Annotated in this window: 22 protein-coding genes; 11 read left to right on the plus strand and 11 right to left on the minus strand. The window is 58.3% G+C overall.

Features of this window, described 5'->3' with window-relative positions:
* The first annotated feature begins 30 nt into the window (after nt 1-30).
* The 5 genes from D4766_RS05475 (at nt 31) to D4766_RS05495 (ending at nt 5,202) form a co-directional block, all read left to right on the plus strand.
* Nucleotides 31-1,359: a UDP-glucose dehydrogenase family protein gene (locus D4766_RS05475; RefSeq protein ID WP_120718079.1), complete on the plus strand. Its 1,329-nt coding sequence runs from the start codon at nt 31-33 to the stop codon at nt 1,357-1,359.
* Nucleotides 1,356-1,811, plus strand: coding sequence for a GtrA family protein (locus tag D4766_RS05480; RefSeq protein WP_162935661.1), 456 nt, complete (start codon nt 1,356-1,358; stop codon nt 1,809-1,811). Before D4766_RS05475 ends, D4766_RS05480 begins: the two co-directional genes overlap by 4 nt.
* Nucleotides 1,808-2,851, plus strand: coding sequence for a glycosyltransferase family 2 protein (locus D4766_RS05485; protein ID WP_120716537.1), 1,044 nt, complete (start codon nt 1,808-1,810; stop codon nt 2,849-2,851). Before D4766_RS05480 ends, D4766_RS05485 begins: the two co-directional genes overlap by 4 nt.
* 249 nt (nt 2,852-3,100) lie before the next feature.
* On the plus strand, nt 3,101-4,327 hold the full coding sequence (locus D4766_RS05490; protein WP_120716538.1) for a multidrug effflux MFS transporter: 1,227 nt from the start codon (nt 3,101-3,103) through the stop codon (nt 4,325-4,327).
* A 269-nt stretch (nt 4,328-4,596) separates the two neighbouring features.
* Complete coding sequence (locus tag D4766_RS05495) at nt 4,597-5,202, plus strand: FxDxF family PEP-CTERM protein (RefSeq protein ID WP_120716539.1); 606 nt, start codon at nt 4,597-4,599, stop codon at nt 5,200-5,202.
* Nucleotides 5,203-5,303: 101 nt separating this feature from the next.
* On the opposite strand, the gene D4766_RS05500 is transcribed toward D4766_RS05495, so the two are convergent.
* Complete coding sequence (locus tag D4766_RS05500) at nt 5,304-6,119, minus strand: N-acyl amino acid synthase FeeM domain-containing protein (protein ID WP_162935662.1); 816 nt, start codon at nt 6,117-6,119, stop codon at nt 5,304-5,306.
* Between the two features lie 307 nt (nt 6,120-6,426).
* On the opposite strand from D4766_RS05500, the gene D4766_RS05505 reads away from it, so the two are divergent.
* Both D4766_RS05505 and D4766_RS05515 read left to right on the plus strand, forming a co-directional pair.
* Nucleotides 6,427-7,218, plus strand: a complete 792-nt coding sequence (locus tag D4766_RS05505) for a hypothetical protein (RefSeq protein WP_120716541.1) — start codon at nt 6,427-6,429, stop codon at nt 7,216-7,218.
* Between the two features lie 331 nt (nt 7,219-7,549).
* Nucleotides 7,550-8,176: a DsbA family protein gene (locus D4766_RS05515; RefSeq protein WP_120716543.1), complete on the plus strand. Its 627-nt coding sequence runs from the start codon at nt 7,550-7,552 to the stop codon at nt 8,174-8,176.
* 106 nt (nt 8,177-8,282) lie between these two features.
* Here D4766_RS05515 and D4766_RS05520 read toward each other — a convergent pair whose 3' ends face one another.
* The 6 genes from D4766_RS05520 to D4766_RS05545 form a co-directional block, all read right to left on the minus strand.
* Nucleotides 8,283-8,942 (minus strand): PEPxxWA-CTERM sorting domain-containing protein, encoded by a 660-nt coding sequence (locus D4766_RS05520; RefSeq protein WP_162935663.1) that lies wholly within the window; start codon nt 8,940-8,942, stop codon nt 8,283-8,285.
* Between the two features lie 227 nt (nt 8,943-9,169).
* Nucleotides 9,170-9,823, minus strand: a complete 654-nt coding sequence (locus D4766_RS05525) for a glycosyltransferase family 25 protein (protein ID WP_120716545.1) — start codon at nt 9,821-9,823, stop codon at nt 9,170-9,172.
* Nucleotides 9,820-11,013 carry a glycosyltransferase family 4 protein gene (locus D4766_RS05530; RefSeq protein WP_120716546.1) on the minus strand — a complete coding sequence of 398 codons (1,194 nt, stop codon included), beginning with the start codon at nt 11,011-11,013 and terminating at the stop codon, nt 9,820-9,822. Before D4766_RS05530 ends, D4766_RS05525 begins: the two co-directional genes overlap by 4 nt.
* Nucleotides 11,010-11,975, minus strand: coding sequence for a glycosyltransferase (locus tag D4766_RS05535; RefSeq protein WP_120716547.1), 966 nt, complete (start codon nt 11,973-11,975; stop codon nt 11,010-11,012). Before D4766_RS05535 ends, D4766_RS05530 begins: the two co-directional genes overlap by 4 nt.
* The gene (locus D4766_RS05540; RefSeq protein ID WP_162935664.1) at nt 11,968-13,374 is read right to left on the minus strand and encodes an oligosaccharide flippase family protein; all 1,407 of its coding nucleotides are present in this window, start codon (nt 13,372-13,374) and stop codon (nt 11,968-11,970) included. The genes D4766_RS05535 and D4766_RS05540 overlap by 8 nt, the downstream gene beginning before the upstream one ends.
* Nucleotides 13,371-14,231, minus strand: coding sequence for a DUF6492 family protein (locus D4766_RS05545; protein ID WP_120716549.1), 861 nt, complete (start codon nt 14,229-14,231; stop codon nt 13,371-13,373). Before D4766_RS05545 ends, D4766_RS05540 begins: the two co-directional genes overlap by 4 nt.
* Before the next feature lie 205 nt (nt 14,232-14,436).
* Between D4766_RS05545 and D4766_RS05550 the strand changes: the two genes are divergently transcribed.
* From D4766_RS05550 to D4766_RS05560, 3 genes are all read left to right on the plus strand, one after another.
* Nucleotides 14,437-15,597 (plus strand): polysaccharide pyruvyl transferase family protein, encoded by a 1,161-nt coding sequence (locus tag D4766_RS05550; protein ID WP_162935665.1) that lies wholly within the window; start codon nt 14,437-14,439, stop codon nt 15,595-15,597.
* The gene (locus D4766_RS05555; RefSeq protein WP_120716551.1) at nt 15,594-16,268 is read left to right on the plus strand and encodes an FkbM family methyltransferase; all 675 of its coding nucleotides are present in this window, start codon (nt 15,594-15,596) and stop codon (nt 16,266-16,268) included. Before D4766_RS05550 ends, D4766_RS05555 begins: the two co-directional genes overlap by 4 nt.
* A gap of 252 nt (nt 16,269-16,520) precedes the next feature.
* Nucleotides 16,521-17,636 carry an acyltransferase family protein gene (locus tag D4766_RS05560; RefSeq protein ID WP_162935666.1) on the plus strand — a complete coding sequence of 372 codons (1,116 nt, stop codon included), beginning with the start codon at nt 16,521-16,523 and terminating at the stop codon, nt 17,634-17,636.
* Here the strand turns inward: D4766_RS05560 and D4766_RS05565 are convergent.
* From D4766_RS05565 to D4766_RS05575, 3 genes are all read right to left on the minus strand, one after another.
* A complete protein-coding gene (locus tag D4766_RS05565) occupies nt 17,554-18,927 on the minus strand; it encodes an O-antigen ligase family protein (protein ID WP_120716553.1) in 1,374 nt (457 codons plus the stop codon). The genes D4766_RS05560 and D4766_RS05565 overlap by 83 nt on opposite strands.
* 60 nt (nt 18,928-18,987) lie before the next feature.
* Nucleotides 18,988-20,373, minus strand: a complete 1,386-nt coding sequence (locus D4766_RS05570) for an exopolysaccharide biosynthesis polyprenyl glycosylphosphotransferase (protein WP_162935667.1) — start codon at nt 20,371-20,373, stop codon at nt 18,988-18,990.
* A 123-nt stretch (nt 20,374-20,496) separates the two neighbouring features.
* Entirely contained in the window at nt 20,497-22,740 is a 2,244-nt protein-coding gene (locus D4766_RS05575) for a beta propeller repeat protein (RefSeq protein ID WP_162935668.1), read from the minus strand.
* Nucleotides 22,741-23,045: 305 nt separating this feature from the next.
* Here D4766_RS05575 and D4766_RS05580 point away from each other — a divergent pair, with 305 nt between their 5' ends.
* Complete coding sequence (locus D4766_RS05580) at nt 23,046-23,237, plus strand: hypothetical protein (RefSeq protein WP_120716556.1); 192 nt, start codon at nt 23,046-23,048, stop codon at nt 23,235-23,237.
* Between the two features lie 694 nt (nt 23,238-23,931).
* On the opposite strand, the gene D4766_RS05585 is transcribed toward D4766_RS05580, so the two are convergent.
* Complete coding sequence (locus tag D4766_RS05585; RefSeq protein WP_120716557.1) at nt 23,932-24,936, minus strand: acyltransferase family protein; 1,005 nt, start codon at nt 24,934-24,936, stop codon at nt 23,932-23,934.
* Between the last annotated feature and the right edge of the window lie 985 nt (nt 24,937-25,921).

A 25,921-nucleotide genomic window follows, 5' to 3' on the forward strand; every position in this document is an offset into this window, starting at 1 on the left:
AGCGAAGAAATCAATCAAGGGGACATCGCTGTGAAAATAGCCGTAGCAGGTTCCGGTTACGTCGGACTGGTGTCGGGGGCGTGCTTCGCCGACTTCGGTCACGACGTCGTCTGCGTCGACAAGGATCAGTCCAAGATCGACCGGCTGCACGACGGGGTCATGCCGATCTACGAGCCCGGGCTCGACGCGCTGGTCGAGACCAACGTCAAGGCCGGCCGCCTGACGTTCACGACCGATCTGGCCGAGGGCATCCGCGGTGCGGCAGCGATATTCATCGCGGTCGGCACGCCGAGCCGCCGCGGCGACGGACACGCCGACCTCACTTACGTCCATGCCGTCGCGCGCGAGGTGGGCGAGGCGCTGGCGCACGATTGCGTGGTCGTCACCAAGTCGACCGTGCCCGTCGGCACCGGCGACGAGGTCGAGCGTATCATTGCCGACACCGGCTGCGCGCACCGCGTATCGGTGGTCTCGAACCCGGAATTCCTGCGCGAAGGCGCGGCGATCGGCGATTTCAAGCGCCCCGACCGCATCGTGATCGGGGCGGAGGACGACTTCGGCCGCGAGACGATGCGCCAGGTCTATCGCCCGCTGCATCTCAACCAGTCGCCGATCCTGTTCACCAACCGGCGCACGAGCGAACTCATCAAGTATGCCGCGAACGCCTTCCTCGCGACCAAGATCACTTTCATCAACGAGATGGCGGACCTGTGCGAGAAGGTCGGCGCCGACGTCCAGGACGTAAGCCGGGGCATCGGCATGGACGGGCGTATCGGGCCAAAGTTCCTTCATGCCGGGCCCGGCTATGGCGGAAGCTGCTTCCCCAAGGATACGCTGGCCCTCCTCAAGACGGCCGAGGACGCAGGCGCGCCGAGCCGGATCGTCGAGGCGGTGGTCAAGGTCAACGACACCCGCAAGCGCGCGATGGGCCGCAAGGTCCTCGACGCACTGGGCGGACCCGAGGCGGCACGCGGCAAGACCGCGGCGCTTCTCGGGCTGACGTTCAAGCCCAACACCGACGATATGCGCGACAGCCCGGCCATCGCGGTCGCGCAGGCACTGGGCGACGCGGGGGTGGAGGTGAAGGCATACGATCCCGAAGGCATGGAGCTTGCCGCTCCGCTGATGCCGGCGGTGACGATGTGCAAGAGCGCCTACGACGCGATCGAGGGCGCCGACGCGGTGGTGATCGTGACCGAATGGGATGCCTTTCGGGCCCTCGACCTCGCCCGCGTCAAGGATCTCGCCAACGCGCCGGTCCTCGTCGACTTGCGCAACGTCTATCGGCCCGACGAGGTGCGCGCGGCCGGCTTCGAATACTCGAGCATCGGCCGCGCCGGTCCAAAGGAAGCGAGTTGAAACCATTGCCGCAAAATGAGGGAAGCGATGGAGCGCGTTCGACTGCAGTTGGTGAGCGATGGGCGCATCAAGCCCTTCGATTTGCAATCTCAACTGGCATCAGCGCGGCTCTTTCCTTTGGGTTGCCCGTGCTGCTCGTCGAGACGGCGGGGATCACTGAACCTCGCGCGGTACAGATCGGGTTCGCGGCGGCGTATATCGCCAATCTCGTCTTGCTGCGTAACTTTGTCTACCGTTCCACACGAGGTTGGCGCCGCGACGTCGTCAGATATGTCTTCGTCAATGGTGCTTTCCGTGTGGGGGAATATTTCGTCTTCCTCGCTCTCTATGATAATTTTGGCGCTCCATACCCAATCGCATTGCTGACGGTGCTCGCACTCTCCGCCTTCCTCAAGTTCTTCGCCTATCGCGCCCTGTTCGCAGCGAGGCGCCCGCAATCGAGGACAAAATGAAACTTATTATCCAAATCCCTTGCTACAACGAAGTCGACACCTTGGGCGAGACCGTCCGCGACCTGCCTCGCGCGATTGAGGGTATCGACGAGATCGAATATCTCGTGATCGATGATGGTTCTCGCGACGGGACCGCTCGTCTGGCACACGAGCTCGGCGTTCATCACGTGCTGCGCAACGTCGTCAATCTCGGCCTCGCCCGTACATTTGCGCGAGGCATCGATTACGCGCTGGGGGCGGGAGCCGATATCATCGTCAATACCGATGGTGACAACCAGTATGCTGGCGAGGATATAGCCGCCCTTGTGCAGCCTATCGTCGAAGGCCGCGCAGAAGTCGTCATCGGGGATCGCCAGACATCAAGCGTCGCCGATTTTTCGCAAAGCAAAAAATTTCTGCAGCGCATCGGAAGCACGATTGTCCGAGGCTTTTCCGGCGTCCAAGTGCCAGATGCGGTCAGCGGCTTTAGGGCAATCTCGCGCGATGCTGCAATGCAGATCAACATCGTGTCCTCATTCAGTTATACGATCGAGATGCTAATACAAGTCGGAAAAAAGGGTGTGGCATACGACAGCGTACCCGTTCGCACCAATCCAAAAACGCGTGACTCACGTCTGTTTAAATCTGTTTTTCGATTTATCGAGCGCTCTGGCACAACGACCCTTCGAATGTACGCCATGTACCAGCCTTTACGGGTATTTTCACTAATTGGCGTGTTGATTGCATTGGTAGGGAGTGTTCCGCTAGCTCGTTTCCTCTACTTCTATCTTTTCGTCAGCGGAGAGGGCAAAATCCAGTCCCTCGTGATCGGTTCGGCTTTACTTACTGCGGGCACGGTGACCTTCGTGCTTGGCATCCTCGCCGACCTGCTGGGTCGTAACCGACAGCTTATGGAGATGACCCTCGAGCGAGTCAGGCGGATCGAACTTGGCTTGCGAGAGCACGACACGCGAAGGAGCATCTCGATAATGCAGCAAGAATCGCAGCGAGAAAATGACGCAAAAGGGATCGACAGCGAAACGACGGATCGGGCCGATTGATCTGCGTAGTCGCGAGGGCAGCGCCTGTCTCCTGCAGCGGAAGCTGCTGCCAACGCCGCCAGTTTCACGCGGCCAGCACCAGCGTATCAGCTGGTGGCGATTGATGAACAGAGATTGCCGACATTGCGGCGCTTCCGATTCACGACCGGAGGTTCCGAAGTTCAGCTGTTTAATGCAGCGGAGGATCCCAGGTCGAGGAAATTGACTACATTAAGGGTAAATTAACCGTACATCTCTCATAGGCTTGGGATGGTCAAGGCGGAGCCTTCTAATTGTCAGCCGCTCGAAGAACGCGGCGTCCGGCGCTTCGGCTTTTTGGCGGCGCTGGCATGGTTGATGGCAGTTGCAGCAATATCGACCGATCTGTATCTTCCAGCAATCCCAAGCATGGCATTGGGGTTGAGGGAAACGCCCGTCACTATCCAGCTTTCGGTTGCATCCTATCTTGCTGGGTTCGTGTTAGGTCAACTAGGCTGGGGCCCGTTGGGAGATTCAATCGGTCGCCGCATGCCAATGCTGGCGGGCTTAGCCTTGTTTGTCGCCGCCTCTGCCGGATCGGCGCTCTCGATCAGCGGCGAGGCAATTATTGCTTGGCGCTTAATCCAAGGTATTGGGGCGAGTGCCTGCGCGGTGCTTTCTCGAGCAGTCGTGCGAGACCTCTATTCGGGTGACGATGCAGCGAGAGTATTGTCAACACTCCTCGCGGTCATGGCGCTTTCACCACTGTTGGGGCCATTGTTGGGCGCAGCGATCCTAGATTTTGCAGGATGGCGAGCGATTTTTTGGACACTTGCAGTCGCCGGCATAATATCCGCGTATGTTGTCTTGAAGCAAATACCCGAAGACCGGATCGAGCGAACGGGTACGGCAATAAGTCGATATACCAAGACGTACGTTGAGATAGCCACTGATGTCCGCCTACTTACACCCTTGGCAGTTGGCGCTAGCTTTTATGCAGGTCTATTCGCGTTTCTCTCCGCGTCTCCGCAGATATTTATGGTCGCGTTCGACTTCACGCCCGGCGCATTTGCCTCGTTGCTAGCTTTTGGCACGTTTATGGTCATAATCTCTAATCTGATAAATGCACGCGTCGTTAGACGGGTCACTCATTCGCGGGCGCTCACTGTTGGGGCTCTCATTGGCTGTGTATTCGGATTAGGATCGATTGGCGCTACGGCTTTAATGCCTGGCGATGCGCGCGTTCTCATCGCGGCCCTAATGGGCTTCATGATCTCGGGCGGCTTTATCGTCGGAAACTCCGTCGCGGGCGTGCTTGAATTCTACCCCCGTGCTGCCGCAACAGCATCCGGACTTTGCGGTGCTGTTCAGTTCCTAGCGGGACTCGCCGGCTCTCTGGCGGTTTCCATACTTTTTGATGGAACAGCGCTACCGCTTTCCTTGGTTCTCGGCACCGCGGGCATCACGATGCTAATCTTCACCTTCCTAAAGCGGCCTGGCGACGAACCCGTCGCTTAGGGCTCACCCACGGCGCATTGGCCAGGGAAGCGCTACTGAGGCCGATCTCTGCAACGCAAGAATCTCTAGGGCCTCTGAAATGTTGCTTCACATTTCTAGCTCTAGCACGAACTTCTGTACCAAAAAGGAACAGATTTTGCCTAAGCCGACTTTTTTCAGGAACTGATGGATATGAGGTGGCTTTAGGGTTGATCGGAGGTTGTTAAGAAGTTAGCAAGCTTACCGTCTGGTTAACACCCGAGTCGAATCTCCAGAAAGGGAGGCCCCTTATGACCATGCTCCACAGAATGCTTACGGCCACGGCCGTCGTCGCTGTGGCGTTCGCCACTCCGGCGTCCGCCGCTGATATTTTTCCCGAAGGCACGCCCGCGGCTGCGACCAATCCGCCCAACTCGACATTTGAAGTCGTTGGTGACCCCTTCTCCGGTGCCGTGTCGGCCACGATCGGCAACGCTGGCATCGCCACCGGGCTTTTTACTGATCGTTTCATTTTTCGCCTAGGCCAGAATGGCCTCGGTAGCGGATCGATCACGACAACCCTTGCTGGTGCGCTTGGCGGTAGGACCGACTTGGATTTTCTGTCGGCGACCTTGTTCAATGGCTTCACCAGTTTCGTTGTGCCGCTGTCGCCTAACGGCGCATTCGAATTTGGTGCATTGACGAACGTTCCGATTTTCGCAGACGTGGCAAACGTTCTGACTATTAACGGTCGCTCGCGCGGGGCCGGATCGTACGGCGGTGATCTTTCGTTCGTTCCCACCGCTGCGGTGCCGGAGCCGGCGACCTGGGCGCTTATGCTTTTGGGCTTTGCCGGTATTGGTGTAACGATGCGTCGGCGTCGCAAGGATAAGGTTCGCGTTCGCTACGCGTTCTGATTGAATATCGACACTATATCAGGGTGGGCGGAACAGCTGTTGCGCCCACCCTTTTATATGCTCCAATTACATATCAACGTTCGCTGCAGGTCCGCCCGGCCTCATGCGGCCGCACGCATCTCCGCTTTACAAATATGGCTAGGGGATTGCCTAGACTTGCGCCGATCTGCCGCATATTCCGCAATTCGCCCGCGCAACCCCTTTTCCTCGCGCTCGCTAAAAAAGTGCGAATAGAGCGTTCTTTCGCTCCGGTTCGTTTTGCCAGCCCATTTACGGATGTTCAGGCAAATATCCGCAACGGCGACATGCATCAATTGAGACGGCGCTCCCACGGCCTCGTTTTCGCACAAACCGCCGATCTTGCGGAAGCCTAGCATCAACTCATAAAAGCGCACGTGTCGAGGATTTACCTCGATCAAAAGGTCGGTCCCCCCGAAATGTTCCGTGCCGTAAATATAGACGACGTGAAACAGGCTCGCCAAGAAGGGCCGAGAATCAGGGGACGGGTCGAATGCGAACTTCGTCAGTTCGCACAAAACCGCCCCAGGACGCCTGCGCAGTTCGTCGACTTCGCGGCCGAACGTACGATCCGCGGCGAGTTTATTTTTCGAATCGGCGACGAGCGTGATCGTGCCAAAGATCTGCACATCTGATGACGCCACAAACGTTGTCGAAGCTTCGTTCGCATTGATTCGGTGATTTGAACCGTAGCCACGAGCACCGTACTGCCGGTTGACGACCATGCTGGCCGAGTTCCTTTGCCCGTCACAATCGGCAAGCCGGATGGCGATGGTTTCGCTGTCGCCGGCTGCCTTCACCGATCTGTGCGACCGATAGAGTACCGCACCGTCACCGGCGAAGTTGGCCTGCCATTCTTCAGCTCGGCCTTGACCGTAACCCGTGTAAATTGCATGCATGACCACCCCCGATCCGCAGCGTTCGCGACGCTGGCGTTCTCACGACCAATCCACCGACCGATCCCTTGACCGGCACATTGGTTCACCAAAGTTAAGGCTGGGGAACAGAATTTGGTTAACCGACAAAGCGGCTATGCGATGCACGATTACGGCGAGAGCGACCCAACCCGAAACGATCCTGTCGGGGCTCTTGCCCTCGACGCCCCATAGGATATGGATCGTTAGCAACCGGGCAAGCCTAGATCGATAGAGCGCACGTGTTTCGCGGTAAAACCAATTTCTTTCGGCATCGAGTGAGCGAGAGCACATGACCCTGCCCCACCTCAATTCTTTATGGGTAGGCCCGCGACTGGACTATCTTGAGCGACTCTGCCTAGCGTCGGCACGGGCCACGGGTCATGAGTTCACACTCTGGAGCTACGAACCGCATGAACTCGAAGGCGTTCCCCCGGGCACCGACCTGCGCGACGCTGCCGAAGTCATGCCGCGCGAACGTCTGCTTCGATACCGAGATAGCGGCAGCGTCGCGCTCGGAGCCAATCTTTGGCGCATAGAGATGCTTGCGAAGGGACTCGGCCACTGGGTCGACATGGATTTTATTTTCCTTCGGCCATTGGCTTTCCCAACGCCATTCGTTTTCGGTTGGGAATACGAAAATCACATCAACAATGCCGTCCTCGGCGCGCCTGCGAATTCGGCCATGGTTCGTGACTTGCAGTCCATCCCGCAGCCCAACCGCTGTCCGCCATTCTACGGACCCAAAAGAAAGCTGATGTTCTACTGGCAAAGGCTGCGCGAAGGCCGGATCGAGCTCGAGGATTACCCTTGGGGAACCTTCAGCGCCGGTCTGGTCACCTACGTCGTCAAGACGAACAACCTGGCCCACCATGCCCAGCCACCCGACGTATTCTATCCCGTGCGTTGGAAGGATGCGCGAGAGCTTTACGAACCCGCGGAAGTGGTCGAAGGCATGCTCACGGAGCGTACCGTCGCGGTCCATATGTGGCACTCGCGGTTGGAAGGTCTGAAGGATGCGCCGCCACCGCCGGGTAGTTTCATCGCCAAGATGTGCGATCGGTTCGGGGTCGAAGCCGGTTGACCGCGCAAACCAATCCCAATTTCCGTGGCGATGATCCAAAAGAGGCGGACGAGCTGACACGCCACTTTCACGCCATGAACTGGCTCTGCTGCGGAGCGTTCCTCCTGTTTATATGGGTCCATTCGGCAACGATGTTTTCCCGTTCCACCTCCTTCACCAAGTGGTGATCCTTGCCGTCGCCTTGCTTCTATCGCGTCTGCTGTCGGGCTGGGGGCTCTATCTAGCGACCGCAATCTCCGCCTCCGCTCTCGCGATGGTCATCGTTACTCTTTTCATAAAACCCTTCCCGCTCCTCCAAGAGTGGTTCGGGATGATGCGTCGGTAAGTCGCGATGCGTGCACTCCATACGCCGGTCCTTGCCATCTCTGTGGGCGTCGCGCTGATGCTATGGATGCAACGGAGCGATGACCAAGGCCGCTCGTTGGAAGGCAGCCCTCTTCTCGCCCAGATCCGCGACGACGAACACGCCCCACGTCTCGGCAGGAACGATGCCCAGGTAACGATCGTCGTCTACACCGATTATCAATGCCCCATATGCCGCGCTGCCAGTCGAGATCTCGAAGCGGCCATCGGCCGTGATCGCGACGTAACGATCCTCGTCAAGGAATGGCCGATCCTCGGGCCCGTCTCCTTACGAGCCGCGCGTGTCGCACTGGCCACGGCGGATCAGGGTATCTATCCGGCAGTTCACCGCGCGCTGTTGAAACGTGCCGTGCTTGATGAAAAGACGCTGCGTGACGTGGTGCGCGCAAGCGGCGGCTCTTGGGAAACGGTTGAAGCAACGCTGAAAAACGACGAATTAGGAATAAATGCCTCGCTGGCGCGCAACGCGAGAGAGGCTTTTGCTCTCGGTCTTCAAGGGACGCCAGGATACATCGTTGGCGACACCCTCGTTCAAGGGCAGACTACAAAGCGACGGTTTCGCCAACTGATCCAGCGAACTCGAAATCACCAATAGCCGATCAACCGTTCTCGGGCGGATTTTTATTTAGGAAGTACAAAAGGACCGCCGGCGCCAGCCGGCGGTCCTTTATAACCTTATGAAAAGATCAGCGACTCTCGAATTAGGCGTGGACTGTCTTCGCGAACTGGCGCCGTCGCGTCCTCATTACTCCGCCCACCGCGGCGAAACCGATGAGAAGAAGCGCCCAGGTAGACGGTTCAGGAACTGCGGAGCTTATCGCCGTGACACCGCCCAAGCGGAGCTGGCGAATGTCGCTAATCCCGGTCGTGCTGGGATTGCCAATGAAACCAATACTCGTGAACATCGTGCCATCGGTGCCGTATACGCCGAAGAAATTATTTCCGTTTTTGCTAACGGACTGCGTCGACGTTCCAGTGGTTCCATCTGCCAAAACGTAGTTCACGAAAATGCTGGTCGCTTCGTTCGCGGCATTTCCAGGCACAGGGCTTAGGTTGAAGATCGCGGAGGTGAACGCAAACCCACTCGCGAGCGAAAACTCAACCGAATTGAGCAATCCGTCCAACGCTGACACGGTCGCCTGCCCTGCGGACGCAGCGACCAAAGTATCTGTGCTGCTGGTGTAGTTGACCTGAACATTCGAGGTGTTGGTCATGCCAGTGACAGGGGACGAACGATCATCCACGAGGACGTTCTCATCCGTCGTGGTGCAGTTGGAGCCGGTACAAATGAACACACCGGCACTGGCGGGGGTTGCGAGCGCCAGACCGGCTACAACGGGCATCAAACTCAGATATCGCATAAAGTATCTCCATATCACGGAAACGACGAAACTGCGGCCCATCCCCGTCGCATGGAATGTGTTTTCGTTAGACGACTCGTTTTACCCTATTTTAACGCCTGTATCGAATGATATTTCGCATTGCCCCAAAGTGGGTCAGAATCATGCGATTCAAGCGCTAAATGACATGAAGCGATGATATTCCCGGTTGAATGCCAAGCCGCAAGCTAACGGAGATTAGGCTACCGTTAACGGTCGGTCTTCGCTTGAAGAGTTCGGCGGACCCATCCACCCAGTTGCCGCCCCCCCGGCAACCGGTGGTGCCATTTGGAGCGCGCGATGTCGCTTCGCGATGTACGCTGGACGGCCAAAGGGGGAACGGCGAATTCGGTCCGCACCATCGGATGCGCGCGACGAAACCATATATAGGCCGCATCGATCGGCGGATGAACCGCGTCATCCGGATCAAGAGCATCGAGGTAGGCGCTCACCTGAACTGCACCCTCCCTAGAAAATCCCATCATGTGCGCGCCGATGATGTCGCTATTGTGCAAGTCGTGAGGATTAGCGGCGTCGTGCCCGCCGTAGAAAATGTCCCACGCCGTCTTGGCCTCAAATTCTGCGGCGTGAGATGAGAAGGCGCAGTCGTCTTCCAAAATCAAAACTGAAGCACCCGCTGCGACCGCTTCCCGCAGGATTTGCGCTTGTCCAAGATAGACCCCGTGCGCGCCGATCGAATTGAAGCGGCCCTGATCGGCTGGTCGAATGCCTGGAAAGTAGGCAACGCGCGGATCGCCGGCGAGCCCCACCGCAGCCAACTCAGCGTCCATCTCGCGTCGTCGGTCAGTTCGCTCGGGAAGGTTGATCACCCGGATGCGATCGAAGGTATCGAGCAGCCTCACCGCGCGCGAACTTTGTCGAACAGCGCCTTCATCCGGTAGGCGGTTTCCGCGATTGAATGCTCGGCGAAGACCCTTTCTTTTCCTGCCGCGACAATCTTTCGCCGCAAGTCTTCATCCGCCGCCAACCTTTCTATCGCTGACGCCAGAGCCGAATCGTCGGTAGGGGTTACGGTAAGCCCAGTAACCTCGTCTTCGATCAACTCGGGGATCCCAGCGACCCTGCTGGCGATGACCGGCACACCGATCGCCATCGCTTCCATCACGACTACCGGCAAGCCCTCCATAAAACTGGGCAGGACCATTATGTCCGCTCCCGCAATGGTCTCCAGCGTGCGCGCTTCGGGCATTGCGCCGAGGAGGCGTATCGCATCGGGCAAGCCAGCTTCGCGGATCGCCATTTCGACATCATCACGCCCTGGTCCGTCGCCGACTATGTCTACCGTAACGCGATGACCCTTATGTGTCAGCCGGGCGACAGCTTCGATCAGCACAGAGTAGCCCTTCTCCGGCGATAAGCGCCCCACGCAAACGATATAGAGCGCCCGATCGACCATCGCTCCGTGGTCGCGGCGTGGCGGCATCGCGGAGAGGTCGATCCCACACCGAACGATCGCAAGGCGGTCCCAACAGTACGGCTGAGTAATACGCATTGCCTGTGCCAACATGAATCTGCTCGCGCTCGCGACGAAGGCGGCGTTCCCGATCTTGTCCGGCAGTAGGAGGCCGGCCGGATAATCGGTTTCCGAAATTCCATGCAACGTCATGCTCCATGGGATGTCGGCCAGTTTTGCCGCGAGCATGGCGACCGTAGCGCCGCTATTAGCGAAATGCGAATGCAGCACGGTTGCTTCGCATTCGACGAGCATGCGGGAAAGCACCATTGCTTCGACGAAATGGAACTGCGACCAGACGAGCCCCCGCCAACCCGGGGGACGGTGCGACAACGCGCGCACCCATGTCTGCATCGCTCGCAAAGGATGCCGGGCCAAGTTCCACAGGATCGCCGCTGCGAATCGCGTCAGCGGCTCTTTCAATATAATGCTGACCGGTTCTTCGCCCATGCGGTTATTACCGCGAACGGAAAATGGTCGAACGGTTTCACCCAAGCTGCGCAGTCCATCGACTTCGCGCCGTACGAACGTATGCGAGGGCGCGTGGTAATCACTGACCAGATAGGCGATCGTGCTCATTTGTAGAAGATCGTTCCGCTACGCCGGCCGCGCAAACGCGACATGAGGAAGCGCCCTGCCCCGACCGTCTCCGCGATTTTGCCAACCACCAACAAGCCTGCTTCCCGTGGGTCCGTTCGCATCGATAGTCGAACCCATTGCACGAACCAGATGATTGGTGCGGCAAGCAACGCCCTCGGTCCGAAGAGACTCGCCAGCAGTATCGCCAACACGATTACACCCAAAGTCCAGAAGAGCGCTCGAGCAAGCGACCGGGCGTAGAGTGGCCTTGGGGTAAGGCGCGTCCGGTCCCAGACCTGCGCGTAGCCGAAACCTCCGCGCACCGTACGCAGCCACCATTGGCGGAAGCGATGCATGTCGGCATCGTGGACGGTCATGGGGCAATCGAGCCGCCAGATTTTCCAGCCGGCGGTGCGGAGCCGACTGCACATCTCCGGTTCCTCACCTGCAATCATGGCGGCATCGAACCCGCCCACCTCGCGGAAGGCCAAGGCTCGAAGCATGGCATCGCCGCCGCAAGATGCGGCTTCGCCGACGGGAGTGTCCCATTCACGGTCCGCAAGCGCATTATAGAATGATGCCTCGGGAAACCTTTCACTCCGGCGGCCACAAACAACTGCAACGTCGGGTCGGATGGTGAGAAACTCTTTGGCGGCTGAGAGCCATCCTGTTTCGAACTCGCAGTCTCCATCGACGAACTGAATGAATGCGACATCGGGTTTGAGCGACAGAAGCCGAGCCGCCCCTTCGTTGCGCGCACGGGCAGCTGTGAACGGAACGGCCAGATCGAGTTCCACCACATGGGTACCCAAGCTTCGCGCGTGTTCGACGCTGCCATCGGTCGAGGCGCTATCGACGTAAACCGTTGTCAGCCCAGTCGGGATCGAACGGAGACAGCATTTGAGCCGCTCGCCCTCGTTCCGGCCAATGACGACAACCCCGATCTTCTGTCGCTCAGACATGCGCAGTCCCGGCTTGCGCAACCCACCCCGCGAGGCCGGAAGTTAGTCCCAGCAATCCGCTGAACTCTCTGCAAAAAAGCGCGAAAACGAGGAATAACATCGTCGCCGCCAGATCCTGGCGGAAGAACGCCAGCCCCAACGCATGCTTTCGCCAGACGAGGACGGCGTAGCGTGCCGCTTCGCCAGCAACGAAACCGAACAGCGCGGCGATAATTCCCCAACGCGGCAGAAACATTGGCAAGGTTCCGGCGATGACCGCCAGCTTCACGATGTTGCTAGTCGCCACGCTAGCCGGCTTGCCCACACCCATGACCATCGCGTCAGCAAGGGCACCAAGGATGGCAAACCAAGTACCGACCAAGAGAATCGTCAGGAAAATTCCCGCAGAACTATACCGATCGTCATAGGCGAGATCGATGAAAGTGTCTGCGAAGGTCACGGCCAACGCGAGTGCGGCGGCCGAGCCGATCAAAACCGGCCAGCGCAGTGGCGCGATACGCGCACGCAGCGCGAAACCGCGCTCTTCGCTAGCTGAGATTTTCGGAAAGATCAGCATATTGCCCATGCGCTGGAAGACCTGCAGTACAGTATCGGCAAAGGTGCGCGCGATGCCGTAGATGCCCAGCACCGCGAAGGGGATGGCGTCGGCGAAATACAGCCGATCGAAATTCATCGCCAGAAAGTAAACGAGTGAGGCAAAGAAGATCCATTTGCCGAAATGCGTGATCTCGCGGAGCGCGTGCCGTTCTATCTTTAAGCGGTGCGTTACGCCGCGCAGGAGAAAATAGCTTCCGACCGTGGATACCAATGTACCCAGCAGCAATCCCCCCACGAGCGCCCAGATCGTCGGCGAGAGAAGAGCGAAAACGATGTGGATGACCAATGAGGCGACCGAAACGGCAAGGTCAAAAAGCGCAATCCGGCGTACCTCCAGCCGCTTTTGGAGGAGATAGCGCGATGGAGACGCAAAGCCCGAGATCACGAAGATCAGGGCGGAAATAGGCAAAAGTACACGCAGTTGCGGATCGTCATAAAGCGCGGCCAGCGGCACCGTCAGCGCGAGGGCGATGACGAAGAGCACCAAACCGCGAACGATTTTCAGCGTCCAGGCGGTGTCAAAAAAGGCCCGCTCTTCGGCCCTCTGGTTGTGAACCATGCTCTGGCCGATGCCCACGTCGGACAAAAGTTCGCCCCCGGTGCGCAAGGTATTGATTAGCAGCATTGTACCCAACAGTGCAGGGGCAAGAAGCCAGGCGAGTGCGACGTTGGTCGCCAGCCTAACGACCTGTTGAGCGACGAAACTGCCGCCGACCCACCCGATTTGCGCGAAAAGCGTGCCGCGCGCGCGCACCGTGCTGGCGACTTTGGCAATGCCCCCCCCCACGCGCCAAGCGGTCATGACTTGCTCCACCGATCTCGCGCGAACCGCGCGTAGTGAGTCGGCTCAATACCGTCCTTGCTGTGCACCATGACTGCGAGAGCTTCGTCTGGCAGCTGGCTGAAGAAGCGCTCGAAATCATCGTCGGACGCAAGCGTTCGATCCCAGTTGGTATGGACCAGCGGGCGTGGATCTGCGAAATGCCCGCTTTCCAGAAACCCGGCTCCGCAACGCACCCAAATTCCGTAGAGCATGTATTCCGAGAAAGTGCGCCTGCGGCCCAGCGCAATCTGCCAAGGCAAACCGGTGGTCGCGGCAATTCGGTCTGTTAGCGCGCCAACCACCTTGGCGCGCCAAGGGATCATGTTGCCGACATAGTTGTTTGGCCTGGTCGGTGGTGTGACACCGGTCAACGCGGCGGCTTCGAGCGACCATTCGCATATCTCGTCATTGCGGTAGTCGACCTCAGGCAGGCCCAGCATACCGTCGTTGAACAGCCGTCCAGGCTCGAACGGGCGCACAAATACGCAATCGGAATCGATGTTCACGAACACCGACGCATCGGAGACTCGCGGCATCGAAAGTTTGTAGAGCTGTTGGGTGATCCAGCCGCGCAATGGTAGCACGCGGTGCCCGAACCACCAGCCATTGTTGCCCCACGCCTTGTGCAACTCGCGATCGAGCAATTCGCGTGAATCGACGATTATCGTATGTCGGTCGGCCAGTTCCGCAAACAGCGAAAGATCCGGCTTGTCGATGACCAGATAGTGATCGATGCCCGGCGCGCAGGCGCGGCGCGATTCCACCAGCAGCCGACAGCGTTCCAAATCACGCGAAAAGCTCGGCGTGACGAAACAGAGGGTCGTATCGTCGGTCAATGCATTGTCCGGTTTGGAATGGTGTAGGGATTCCCTACCGCACGGAATGGGCACCGGCCACCTCTGACTTGACCCGTTGTGCGACATCGGCACATGCCTGACGAATTCAAAACTATGGCATCGACCGGATCGCATTCTGCCGGCAAGGTTGCACCATCGCCCCCGATCTACGTTAAAACTCGCCCACACAGGAACCGCCCCGACTTTGAAGCCGCCGCTCTTCTTTATGACCATCGCTACTCAATTCGAAAACGTGGGAGACGCGCTCATTCACCGCGAGCTGATCCGGCTCGCGGCGAGCCACGGGCCGGTCGTCGTGGACTGGTCTCGCTGCCCAGAATGGTTTCGCGAAACGCTTGATATAACGCGCATACCATCCGTGACGACGATTACAGACAGAACAGCCTTTTACCGTCGCATCCTAATATCGAGATTGCATGGGAAGCGTTGCATCCTGCTTCTTAAGCCTGGCGCCTACTTTGGGCCGCGCGGCTTCGGCGAACTGCACGCCGCGCTCGTCCTCGGGTTCAATAAGCTGCTCGCACTCGCCGGGGTCGAATTCATGCAGTTCGGCGCTTCCTACGAAAGACTGGACAAGGCTAATGCCCGTTTCCTGCGACGGAAAAGCCGCCTCTATGCGGCGCATTTCGTAAGGGACGAACAGAGCCTGTATTACGCACGGTCGTTGGGTATGTCGATCAGCGGCTTGCTCCCAGATCTTGCCTTGGCGATGCTGGCGGAGAACGCGCCTGGCAGTACCGCTCGCGCGGACGGCCCTATCACGATCGGGCTTTCGTTTCGGATCGGACAGTTCGACGGCCAAGAGGCCACTATTCTTCTCTTTATAAATTTGTTGGTCCAAACGATCGGCGTTGAAGCAATCAGACGATTTGTCATCGTTTCGCAGGTCGAATGGGACACCACCTTTGCCGACACGCTCGAACGGATTGTCTCAGAGCGGTTCGGCATACCGGTCGAATCGGTCGCGACATGGCGTTCGATCGCCCAGACGCGCGAGACCTATGCTGAATGTGATCTGATCTTTTCCAATCGGCTCCACGCTTTGCTAACCGGGGCAAGCGTTTGCCCACATGTGGTCGGCCTTGTCGATGGCGACGCCAATCGCAAGATCGTGGGCGCATTCGAGGCGATCGGCTGGGGCGACAATCTGCTGGATATACGATCGCTGACCCCGGTCACGTTTCGCAAATTTGTCGCGTTCGTGCGGGCCAACCCCGTTAGCGGCGCTGATGCCGCGGCGCATCTGCGTGAAGGGTTTGCTTCCGCGATCGACCCGTCTCACCTGCCTGCTCACGCCGACAAGCGAATTGGCCACGCCTCCTCTGTATCTGGAACGAACGCATGAAAAATCCCTTCGCCCGCCGTGCCCCCACCCCGGAGGAGAGCGCCTATGCGCGATTGGCGCGCAAGGGTTATTCACCGGCCACGATCGTCGACGTCGGTGCCTACGAAGGCAACTGGACTCGGCTGGCGCGTAGAACGTTTCCCGCTGCGCGAGCGATCATGTGCGAGGTTCAGCCAGGCAAGCGCGCTGGGCTGGAGGCGGTGGCCAGCGAGCTAGGTCGGGTCAAGCTGGTGTCCGCCGTCCTTTCCGCGCGCGCAGACGAAACCGTTCGTTTCAATGAGATGGAAACCGGCTCCTCGCTTTATCCGGAAAACAGCAACGTCGAGCGGACCGAACGCGAACTTGTCACCACCACGCTCGACATCGCGACGCAAGGGGCAGAGGGACCTGCCTTTCTCAAGATCGATGTGCAGGGGGCCGAACTCGACGTGCTCACCGGCGGCCAGGATTTCCTCGCAAAATGCGACCTCGTCCAGCTCGAGATCGCGTTGCTTGACTACAATCGCGGCGCGCCGCGCTTCGTCGACGTGATCGGCTACATGGACGAGCGCGGCTTCGTGCCGTACGACATTGCCGGATGGAGCCGCCCCAACCGGATCGACCTCGTGCAGATGGACCTGTTGTTCACCCGCCGCGATTCGCCGCTGCGCACGACGTTCTTCGAGTTTTGAGCGTCAGGAGATGGTCCATGGAAAGTTTTTCAAGACGCTCTCGTATTTACACGTATTGTCCCCGCATTCTAGCGGGTCAATCGAAATGTTTCGGTTCGGATACAATGATTTTGCCGATTGAGCGACACTGTTATGGATAGTTTTCTCTTCTCCGTAACGAATGCGTTAAAAAACAAATGTCAATCGTATGGTATAAATGGTTTTTTATTTCTACCTTTTAGGACATTCGATAGAGAGACTTCAAACTAATGTTTGAACGATATCCAAATCTTTGTTAATATGTTCAAAGCAGGAAACATAACAATTCACTCGATTCAACTACTGCGAGCGGTGGCGGCTTTGCTCGTGGTGCTTTTTCATGCGCACCTCGCACTCGTGCAAGTAGGTTCCGCCAAAATGTTCGCCGGCGAAGCATATCTTTTTAGATTTGGTGCGGTCGGCGTCCATATCTTTTTCGTGATCAGCGGCTTCATTATGGTTCACACCTCGCGTACTGAGCCCTCTTTCGACGCGAAAAGCTTTTTGCGGCGGCGTCTCCTGCGCATCTACCCCATTTACTGGATCTGCGCCGCCCTCTATGTCATCGCACATTTCGCGATTGAACAACCCTTTTTCCTTTCGGGCGCTGAATGGATCGGCGCGCTACTACTTTGGCCGGGGCAGGCTTCGAAGATCATCGGTCCAGCTTGGACTCTCTCCTTTGAGATGTATTTTTATGTTTGCTTCGGGCTCTTCATTCTATTCGGTCTGACACGCGGATTGTTGGGTCTGGGCGCGTTCTTCCTGGTCTGCATCTTTGTGCGACCGCTTACGGGTTTCCAGTCGTCGCCTACTAATCTAGCAAGCAATCCGCTGTTGATCGAGTTTTTGGCAGGTTGCGTGATCGGCTGGCTACTAAAGACTGGTCGCCTCCCCAAGCGTGGTGGAAACTTAGCAATCGTCGGCGCGCTCTTCCTGTATCTTGGCGGCATCGTGGTCGGTTACGAACGCGTGCCCAGTCTTATCGCATGGGGTCCGCCGAGCGCCCTTCTAATTCTAGGTGTCGCGATAATCGAATCTGCGCGCGGGGCGCATTCTTCGGTGCGAAGGATCGGCTATTTTGGTGATAGTAGCTATGCCCTCTATTTGATCCACATTCTGATCATAACGCTCATTATTTCGGCGGTAGGAGCTGCGAGAGTGCAAACGCTACCCGCGATCCCCGGGGCCATCCTCATTACCATCCTCTCGCTCGCTGCCGCCGAAAGCCTTCATTGGGGCCTTGAGCGCCCGTTACTGCGCCGACTCAATCCACGCCGAGCGCTCGTGCCGCCTCGACCGATTCTCGAGATCGAAGGGTCCGAGGTTCGGGGAAGCGGGCCGGAATGACTTTTCTGACGCCGGTAATCCGATCCTGGCGAGCGAAGCCTGCAATTACGCCAAGGGCAATGGCGAACATATACTGCGCCTGATAGGTTACAAATATCCATTCGTACAGCGAATGCACGGACATCACTAGGATCGCCACGGTAAAACCGAGGACCACGTCGCCGCGCGGATCCTTTGGGTGCCGCGCGACATACCGGAACCCGAGCGCGATAGCCGAACCGAACATCGCTATCAGAGCTATCAAGCCAAGGTAGCCAGTTTCAGCTCCCACGAGCAGATAAACGTTGTGAACGTTGGCAGAGCGGCTTCTCCATGACCATGCGACGCCCGCATTCTTGCTGTAACCCTGTGTATTGGCCGTGACGACATATTGATTTGCCCCTACTCCCATAGGATGATCGCTCCACATGGCCCGCGCCGCGCGCTCGAAGGCCGCGCGTTCGTCGTATCCGCTCGCGGACGCAGTGGGCGCGACCTCCAAGCGCCGTGTCAGGCTCTCATAAGTAAGGGGACCGATGATCATGAGGCCGACCACTGCCGCCCCGACCACTTTCCGTTTATGGGCGTTTGCACCACGCAACAGGGAGAGAAGAAATAGCAGTCCGATTCCCATGGCAACAAACCCAATCGCCCCCCGCGACGCCCCGAGCGCGACAGCGACCAGCGCAGCAATTAATCCGACCGGGACAAGCTTGTTCTTTTCTCCAGCCAGCAGAAGCGCGAGGAGGGGCAACGTTACGAAGTGCAGCATCATGCCGAGCAAATTTTGATGGCCCATTGTTCCCGACGACTGCAATGCGCCCGAAAATCGCTCGTTTACGGCGGCTACGGCTTGGAAAATCGCTCCAAAACCAAGGCCGAAACACAAAAATCTTATGCCATGAGGCTTCGCGACGACCGCTGCGACAGCTACGAACACGAGGAAAAGCCTCCCAACTTGAAAGACGTAGAACGCCGAGCTCATTGCCGAACCGCTGAAAGCAAGTGAGACGATCGTTGCGATCAGATAGAACAACACCGTGATTTGAAGAGGAAGCCTGCGAAACGATCCGCGAAAGGTTATTATCAAAGCCAACGCCAAGCTGTCGAGCGCGGTGAAGATCAATCCCTTCGCGTAACCGGGCCATGTTGACCAGGCTATAAATGCCGCGTCTAAATTAACGGCATTGATAACGAACGGCAGCGCGCCGATTGCCGCGTAAGCCCATTTGCGCTGGTGCGGGTAGGCCTTGAGCCACCACACCAGCACCGGGACCATCGCAATTAAGAGAAAAAGGCCGATGAAACGCATTCCGGCGGTTATCGGCGTCCATCGGCATCGCCGCAAGGGGCAGTGCGAAATCTGGACTGATCAGTAGGCATTGGGATGAACGACGACACGCACCGTCTTGAGCAGGATCACGATGTCGCTCCACAGCGACCATCCGCTCACGTACTCCAGGTCGTGGTGCACGCGCATCTGCAGGTCGTGCTCGGTATCGGTGGCACCTCTGTAGCCGCGAATCTGGGCCAGACCCGTTAGGCCGGGCTTAAGCGCATGGCGCATCCAGTAAGCCTCGCTCGCATGCCAGAACAGTTGATCACCCGCGCGTGACCCCAGCGCGTGGGGGCGGGGGCCAACCATGCTCATGTCGCCGCGCAACACGTTCACCAGCTGAGGTAGCTCGTCGATGCTCGTGCGGCGGATAAAGCGGCCGACGCGCGTGACCCGGTCGTCGTCGCGACTCGCCGACCGGGCGCCGTCCGCGTCGGACTGCCGCATCGAGCGGAACTTAAGGATATCAAACTGGCGCCCGCCGAGGCCAACCCTGCGCTGGCGGAACAGTACCGGCCCGGGGCTGTCCAACTTGATGGCGACCGCCGTTAACAAAAGGAGCGGCGAAAGCGCTGCCAGCGCCAGCGCTGACACTGCGATATCGAGCGCGCGTTTTTGTACGCGATTAACAAGGTTGAGCGGACCCAGCGACATCACCAGCGTGTCCCTTCCGCCGACTTGGCCAACATCGACGGCGCCCATCAGCAAGTTTTCCTCCAGCACGATTTCACCGCCCACGTCACTCCCCTTGAGGAAGGAGGCCCAAGCCGCGCGGTGGTTCGTCCGGCACGCTACGATTACCCGGTCGTACGGCGCAACGAGATGCGACAACCGGTCGATCTTGTCGGGACGGTCGGGGTCTGGCCACAAACCCGCGGCGGCAACGTCCACCGTTGCCAACGCGGGATTCGGGCTTTCCACTTCCAGCCCGTCACGGATCAAGACCGTAGCCAATGCTTGGCCATGCATGGTCCGGTTAAAAACGTAATCCAGCGCGAGCTTGCCAAGAACGAGATAAACGGCCGCGGCACCGAAGGTTAGGGCCAGACCGGCGCGCGAGATTTCGTCCGCATTGACGACGAAGCTGACCCCGAGGATCACCAGCAGCGTTGCGCTCAGCGCGCCAAGACCGCGGCGCATCGCCAGTAGTCGGCTCTCCAGCGTTTCCACCGCCTGTACTTCGCGAGCAAGCATTATCAGCACAAACACGGGAATGGCGAGAAATAGGATTGGTTGCCCCGCTGCGGACAACCAACGCTCGTCTCTAATCTGCAAGGCAGTGTAATAGCCCGCTATCAGCGCTAGGCAGTCGAGCGTGAAAGACAGTGCGTAAAGCGACGCCCGCTTGTCGCGCGCGAGCATTCCCCCATGCTCACGGCGCGAATGCGGGTTCAGCAGTAATCGACTATCGATCTCGTTCACTAGCCTTCACCAAAAGGACTGGACGGCATCCTTTCCGTACCATGATTAGGACAGTAGCTGATGCCTCGTTCGCGTCTGTATCGAAACAGGTCAACCGGAGTGTTTGAATCTGTGGCGCTCCTGTTAGCTGGGCTCACAAATCGCCCAGCTTGCTCCGCCCAAGCCGATAGCACAGCGGCCCGCGCGGTTCATGTCGCCCACAAGGCACAGGCCACGTCCCACGGTGCTAATCGATTCGAGCGGGAAGCGCGACACGAGTTTAGGCGCGGTAGCGAACCAGTCGTAAGTCACATAAAGACCACGCACGCCGTCGTGAAACCCGTAGAACCAGATTGCTGGGCGCGCGTCGGGCCCATCGCCCTTGCCCTTGCCGAACGCCCATGAGGCGATGCGATAGGCTGAAAGCGAGCGCCAGCTGCGACCGCCGTCACGGCTCCACAACAGAGTCTCGCTGTCACGGGCCTCGGTCTCACTGGCATACAGCAGTTCGCCCGCGCGGCCTGGCACGTACTCTAGCCGGCATTGCCAGAATTGTGAGGGTTCGAAATTGCGTTGGCCAGGCGAATGAAGCGCGCCGTCGAACACCTGTTCGAAGGTCGCACCGCCGTCGGCCGTGACCCAAAGTCCGCCAAGGTTCGGGCCGCCCCCCGGCTGGTCGAAAGTATTCATCAGGACGGCAAAAGTGCCGGGCCGTTCCTTGTCCGCGGCGATGCATTTGCGCGCAACGTAAAACGCGTTGACGAGGCTGCGGACGTGCGTGACCCCGCCGAATCCCACCGGTAGCCAATTCACCCCGCCATCGCGCGTGCGCCACAGGCCGCCCTTGTTGCCTTCAGCTAGCAGCATCGTGTCGCGGTTTGAGACCGCGATGCATCCCCCGGGTAGCCAGGCGGATCCGTCGGGCTTGCGGCCGAACGGTATCCAACTCGCCGCGAAGTCCTCGCTGTAGCCGGGCACCCCGCCCGATTGGTGAAATAGTCCGGCCACGAAACGCGGATCGTCGATGGCGCCGTCGATCGAGCGTAGGTGCGTTACGGCGCTCTCGTTGCGCTTGCCGTCCTTCGGAGCGTAGGTCCATTCGCCCGACAGACCGCACTTCGGGTCAACCCGCCAGACCGCTTTGTCCATGCAGCCGAGCAGCAAATCGGGTTGACCGGCCCGCGCCCATCCACAGGTCGGCACGAATTCGTAGATCCCGCGCGTCATGTCGTGGACCGTAAGGTCGCCGGCACGTTCGAAATTGTAATTTGCCCAAGTCAAGCCGATCCCGTCGGAGATTACCAGACGACCCGGGATCAGGGGGTGGAAATCGATCTTGGACGGATACATGGCCTTCTTTCGATTCGACATCCACGCGACTTCGCCATCGCCGCGATACTCGTCGCCGATGTCCCGCCAGGTTTCCCCGCCATCCTGCGAGGAGAACCACTTTTGTGAGTCCTCGTCGGTCGAGAGCATACGCTGTTCATCGCTCGGGTCGACCGCTACTTGGTCGACCCATTCACCGGGCCGTAAGTGGGTCCAATCGCCGCCGCGCAGCCGCCAGATGCCGCGCATCGCGGTCTGCGTGGGCGTTTCCTTGCCTGCCGAGCCAAAGCGGTAATGTACGGTAAACAGGTCCCCGCTCGGCATTAGCTTTAGGCCGGTGGAATTGAGCGGCCCGCCCAAGAATCGCACTGGGCCGAACGGGCCGGTCGGATAGAAGAACAGCCCGGTCCCAAACACATGCGCGTACAAACCGCCATCTGGCGCGAAGGCGAACAACGTCTTGCCGCGTACATTGCCCTGCTCGATGGCGGTTTGCGGCAGGTCGAGCATCACCGGGGCGCTGGCGAACCCGTCGCGCGTAGCATAGGCACCATCGCCGTTGGTCCCTACCACCACCACGCCCGAATCGGTCGGATGCACCGCCAGCGCGCCGCCGAACCGGCGGCTGGCGCCGTTGTTGGCGAGCATCGTCTTGTCAATAAGACTGGTCGGCAGCGCCTGCCCGCGAAAAACCCGATAGACCCGGCCGCGCCACACTGCGTAGATCAAGCGCTTGTCGCTGGGAGCGAAGCGCGCGGCATACAGACCGCGGCCGTTGTAGACGCTCTTGGGCGGAGGATCGAATTCGGAGTGCGGAAGGTTCTTGGTCTCGAGCAGCGGGGTCCAGCGATCCTCCCCCGCGCGCCGCACGTAACCGTTGAACACGTCGGTACAACACAACAGGTCCCGTCCGTCGGCAGACCAGGTGAAATCGGTGATGAAGCCGCCGCCGTCGAACGGCGGCCGCTTAAATATATAGCCATTTTCAGGGTTTGAGGCGACGCCAGACCAAACAACCGTTTCGTCTCTCGACGAAGCAAGCGAACTAAAGATCTTCAATTCCGAAAATCTCGTGGCCGCAACGATCCCTCCAATCGTTCCGGTGGCGATTACTCCGCCCCCTAGCAGAGCGCGTCGAGATACTCCGGTGTTTTGCATAATGAGAGCTTAGGGAGTTAAAGCGTTATGTCCAATCAAACTCTTGGAAAGATTATCGGCCGTGTCCCCTCATGCGCACCATTGGAAGTGCCGGTATGGAAACCGACGGCACGACGACGCGCCTTGCCAAATGGCCCCGCAACCGCAGCCCGGATCGCAAAGGGCATCGCAGAACTCGAACACGACTTCCGGCTTGCCGAGGGCCTATGACCGTACGGCTCATCCGTGACATCGAGGAGACGGTGCGCAAGGCGACCCCCGAGCATTGGGAGATCATCACGATCGACTGGTCCGTTTTGCTCAGTTCGCCCGTTTGGAAGTCGAACCGCGGCCTCGGCAAGGGCGATGTGTGGTCCGAGATCAGGGAGATCGCAGCCGACGACGAAGATCAGGTCTGACCCAGCGACAATCGGTGCCAGTATGCCCCGGTTGGGTCTCGAACTGAAATTTCGCAAAGGCCTTCAACCCGCCGCCATGGTTGCGCTCACCGGGAGGGCTAACGTTGCCCTGCTCGAGCAAATTGGCCTTAAGAAGGACGATACCGGTAAGCGTCTGTTCCTGCCAATCGCCATCGACTAGCCTCGGTTGCGGAACGGTTACAGCGAGAACGATCAGACCGGAGTCGTGCTACCGGTGCAGAAGACCGTCGAAGCCGTGACGGCCAACAAGCCGGAACTCGACTAGCTTTCCAGATCATCCGCCAAAAGGGTAACGGCAAATAGCCTGGCCAGCCTACCGCTGACAGCCACCCACACGGAAAACGGCAGGACCGGACGGCGGTCCGCCGCTCCAACTACAACCGACATCAAAAAATCCTCAACATGCTCCAGCATCGACAGGAAACGGGACCTGCGATGAGCATCAGACGACCCCCCGAACCTGCGGTCACGAGCAGGGTCCTGAAGATCGTGCCAGTGTCGGAATGTTGAGGGACAGGCGAGCTGCTCGCTCTCGGCGCCCGATCCGTTGGCGCTCGGCACGATCGCTATAGCGCAGCGTCCAACGCTCTTCGCCGCTAACAACAAGCTCGCCTGGATCAACAATTACCATGTCAGAACCAAACCGCCACCCAACTGCTAGCTGGCATCCAACTCACGGGATCGGATCCATGGGCAAATCACCGATGCGACGGCGATTGAGCCATCTACGCGCAGGAGTCTCAACCAAAAAATAACTAGCCATCGCCAAAATCACGGCGGGGAACAGGGCCCAAGAAGATCCATTCGCAACTTTGTAGAATGGCTGTTGCCATATATAAAGCGAATACGAGATCAATCCAGCCCAAACGAATACCGGAAGAGACAAAAATCTACGGACGAATTCATGACTGTATTCAATTGTATTTACTGCGTACGCTAGCATTAAGGTCGGTACCGTCATTTTCAATGGCAGAGAGCCAAAAGAATGGAAGGTTGTCGCAGCACAAAGCAAAAATACTGGAGGTAAAGCCCAATGAGGGTTTCGAATTTCTCGCGTCAGCAGGTAAAGTCCGGCGGACAAAAAGACAGGTGCGATACGCACGTCCGTGCGCCAGTAAATTTCATGTACGTACCCAGCCCCCTTATAATATAAAACTGCGCCATTTATCATCGCCAAGATAGACAAACATATACATAGCCAAACGGCAATCTTTCTGTTTCGCGCTACGGCAACTGACATCGCGGCAAGGATTGCGTAAGAGTGCTCCTCAATTGCAATTGACCACAGATGATCTAGCGGTCCTGCGATATTGCCCCCAAAGGCACCGTATAAATTGATCCAGAATGTTAACGCAGAGAAGGCTGTCAATGCATTCGTACCCTCCTCCCGCCCCATCGCTTGAGCAGCGAAGGTCACAATAAGCATCGCCAGGACAAATACTAGCAAAACAGGATAGATTCTTGAAAACCGACGCCAAAAAAATTTCCTTAGACCCATGCGCTCGATGTAAAGGATATGCGCCATGAGCCTTCCACTGAGAACAAAAAATAGTTCGACCCCAAAACTTCCCCACATGGCTCCGAAGGGGCCAAAATGCCCAAGTAATACGAATAGAATTGCGAGGCCGCGCCATCCATCCAAATATGTTAGGCGATGAGCTTGTTCTTTCGCAGTCATTCGTTTATGCCATCCAATTGACGTAGGAAGATAACCCAGACCCTCTACATGTCATTTCATTCGCCAGCCACATGAAGATAGATGCTGAGGTGGTTAGAAGGGAATTTACGCGTTTCGATGGTGTACATCAGCCCACTCGTTGTCCGATGCCCCGATCAACGCGATGCTCAATTTCGTCCAGACGCCAGCACTGTGGCTGTCGATAGCGAAGTGAAATTGGCGCTCAAACAAGACACTGCCTTCGCGACTCGCTTCAATTTCATCATACGAAGGCTGCGACCCGAGGGACACGCCTTATACCTCGTCCGACGGCCCCCGTCCTAGCAAAAAAGGGGGGCCGTTTTGCTTTGTTAAGCGTGGCAATTATTCTGCCAGGTCTTCTCGCTGACGCGACGCTCGCCGCCGCCTCTTCTCCTCGCGAAGCAACCGTCTCGGACGCACGCGATCGAACCAGAACGCAGCCAGTGTCAGAGCCGGGATGAGAAGCAGGAGGACGATGAGGAGGTATTCGAGCACTGGGAGCCTTCGATCAAAGTTGCGAGAATCGATATGGCGTCTCCCATGTCGCCAATCCCTTCCCAACGTTTGTCGAGTGTTTTTGGTTTCGTTGACGTTCTTGCTGTCGATCACAGCCGCCCCACCACAATATTCCCATCCTGCACACTACCCGGCAACCACGACCAGCAATCACGTCCGCCGTAGCTCTCCCAATTCGATGCGGTGGTGCCAGGCTGAATGCGGAGGGACTGCACGTCGGTACCGCGGCGGAGCATCACCGCAGGCGTCTCACTATCAGCAACAGGGCTCCCCTGCCCGTCATGCCCGATCCAGTCTACGGGAATGACGAGCGGCCCGAAAGCGCGGACGTGGCGAAAGCGACGAGCGATCACAGGACTTTGCGCGCAAGCGAAATAGCAAGCGGGTCAGGCTCATTGGCAACCGCAACGATAACTTCCATGGCCATTCCCCAACCCGAACCAATACG

This window comes from Tsuneonella amylolytica, from assembly GCF_003626915.1.
In the GTDB taxonomy this organism is placed as follows: domain Bacteria; phylum Pseudomonadota; class Alphaproteobacteria; order Sphingomonadales; family Sphingomonadaceae; genus Tsuneonella; species Tsuneonella amylolytica.